This is a genomic window from Paratractidigestivibacter sp. (assembly GCF_052362415.1).
Classification (GTDB): Bacteria; Actinomycetota; Coriobacteriia; order Coriobacteriales; family Atopobiaceae; genus Paratractidigestivibacter.
Map to the genome: position 1 here is coordinate 3404 of NZ_DAWEMK010000110.1, position 2372 is coordinate 5775.

2 protein-coding genes are annotated in these 2372 nt (G+C 66.4%); one reads left to right on the top strand and one right to left on the bottom strand.

The window, feature by feature from the left end:
* Positions 1-523 (bottom strand): alpha/beta hydrolase-fold protein (locus ACT84W_RS09150; protein ID WP_444328984.1); only part of this gene is annotated, 523 nt, incomplete at its 3' end.
* Positions 524-719: 196 nt separating this feature from the next.
* On the opposite strand from ACT84W_RS09150, the gene ACT84W_RS09155 reads away from it, so the two are divergent.
* Positions 720-2201 (top strand): DUF1846 domain-containing protein, encoded by a 1482-nt coding sequence (locus ACT84W_RS09155; protein ID WP_444328985.1) that lies wholly within the window; start codon positions 720-722, stop codon positions 2199-2201.
* The last annotated feature ends 171 nt before the right edge of the window (positions 2202-2372 follow it).

The following is a 2372-nucleotide window of genomic DNA, read 5'->3' on the forward strand; positions in this document are numbered from 1 at the left end:
GGTCGGAGGCCATGTTGGGCAGGAAGTCGACGGGAGAGCTCGCGTAGAGCGTCTCGTTCATCCAGCCGTCGAAGAAGAACTTCGCGTCGTAGACGCCGGAAAGCGCGATGCAGCCCTGGAAGAGGTCCGGGCGGCGCAGCGCAAAGACGACCGCGTGCGTAGCTCCCATGCTGCAGCCGGCGAGCAGCGGTCGGTCGGCGCGACCGGAGAGCTCGTGCACGAGCGGGCAAAGCTCGTCGGCAACGTAGCGATAGTAGGCCTCGACGAGGTCGGCGCGCTCGGCCTTGTCGCGGTCGGCGGCGGACCAGGAGTCCTTGTCCACGTTGCTCACGCAGAAGAGCTGGAGCATCCCGGAGCCGATGTAGTCGTCGAGGGTGTCGATCATCCCGAAGTCTTCCCAGTTGGTGCAGGGCGAGTCCTGCGTCGGGAACACGATCACGGGGTACCCGCCCTCACCGTAGACGACCAGGTCCATGTACCGGTCGAGGTTCTCGCTGTAACGACTGACGAGCTCGCGCTTCATAGCGGCTCCTTTCGTAGTGGTTGTCCTTACATGGTACCCTCCCCAGGTTACGTGCGGGTCACGGGCTCGGTAGGCGGGTCAAAGCGGGTTTCTTGGCAAAGAAGCCCGCGCCGATGCCGCGCCGGCCGCGGACGCATGATAGGCTGGAAAAGTCAAAGCAACAGCCGTCGCGCCCATGGGCGCCGAAGGAGGCGCCATGCGCACCGGATTCGACAACGACAAGTACATCGAGCTGCAGGCCGAGCACATCCGCGAGCGCGTGGGGCAGTTCGGCGGCAAGCTCTACCTCGAGTTCGGCGGCAAGCTCTTCGACGACAACCACGCCTCCCGCGTGCTGCCCGGCTTCGAGCCCGACGTCAAGTTCCGCATGCTCAAGAGCCTCGCGGCCGACGTCGAGGTCATCATCGCCATCAACGCGAACCACATCGAGAAGAACAAGGCCCGCGGCGATCTCGGCATCACCTACGATGAGGACGTCCTGCGCCTCGTCGACCTCTTCCGTAGCAACGGAATGCAGGTCGCGGCCGTCGTCATCACCCAGTACGCGGGGCAGGGCGCCGCGGACGTGTTCCGCCACCGCCTGACCGACCTCGGCATCGCCTGCAAGCTCCACTACCCCATCGAGGGCTACCCGCACGACGTCGACCTCATCGTCTCGGACGGGGGCTACGGCAAGAACGAGTACGTCGAGACCACCCGCCCGCTCGTCGTCGTGACGGCGCCCGGCCCCGGCTCCGGCAAGCTCGCGACCTGCCTCAGCCAGATCTACCACGAGCACAAGCGCGGCATCGAGGCCGGCTATGCCAAGTTCGAGACCTTCCCCGTGTGGAACCTGCCGCTCTCGCACCCCGTGAACATCGCCTACGAGGCCGCGACCGCCGACCTCGACGACGCGAACATCATCGACTCGTTCCACCTGGACGCCTACGGCAAGACCACCGTCAACTACAACCGCGACGTCGAGGCCTTCCCCGTAGTCCGCGCCCTCATGACCAAGATCCTCGGCCAGAGCCCCTACCAGTCCCCCACCGACATGGGCGTGAACATGGTCGGCTTCGCCATCAGCGACGACGAGGCGTGCCGCGAGGCGAGCCTCATGGAGATCAGCCGGCGCTACTTCTCGGCCTGCGAGCAGGTCAAGCGCACCGGCACAGGCTCCGAGCAGGTCGATCGCCTGCGCTCCATCATGCAGAAGGCGGGCATCGACAAGAACTACTCCCCCGCCCGCTCGGCCGCGCTCACGCGCGAGCAGGTCACGGGGGCGCCCGCCGGCGCCATGATCTTGCCCGACGGCAGCGTGGTCACGGGAAAGACCTCCACGCGCCTGGGCTGCGCGAGCTCGCTGCTCATGAACGCGCTCAAGTCCGTCGCCGGCATCGACATCGAGCTCGAGATCATCAGCGACTCTGCGATCGAGCCCATCAGCAAGCTCAAGACCCACTACCTCGGCAGCAAGAACCCGCGCCTGCACACCGACGAGACCCTGATGGCGCTCTCCATCACCTCGGCGACGAGCGAGGCCGCGGCCCGCGCGCTCGAGGGGCTGGGGCAGCTGCGCGGCTGCGACGCGTTCTTCTCGGTGATCATCTCGTCCACGGACGAGGAGGTGCTGCGCCGCCTGGGCATCAACGTGTGCTGCGAGCCCAAGTTCGAGCGCAACAGCCTGTTCCACAAATAGCCTTCGCACGGAAGGAACAACTGGAGAGGGGGCGTCCTCGGGCGCCTCCTCTCTTTTTGCGCTCACGCTAGCCTGGTCCTGGGGCACGCCCCCAAACAATCCAGGAACCCGCGGGCCGCGTTGGAAAGAAGCCCGGGGCGGTAGACGGCGGCAAGCTCGCGGCGGGCCGGC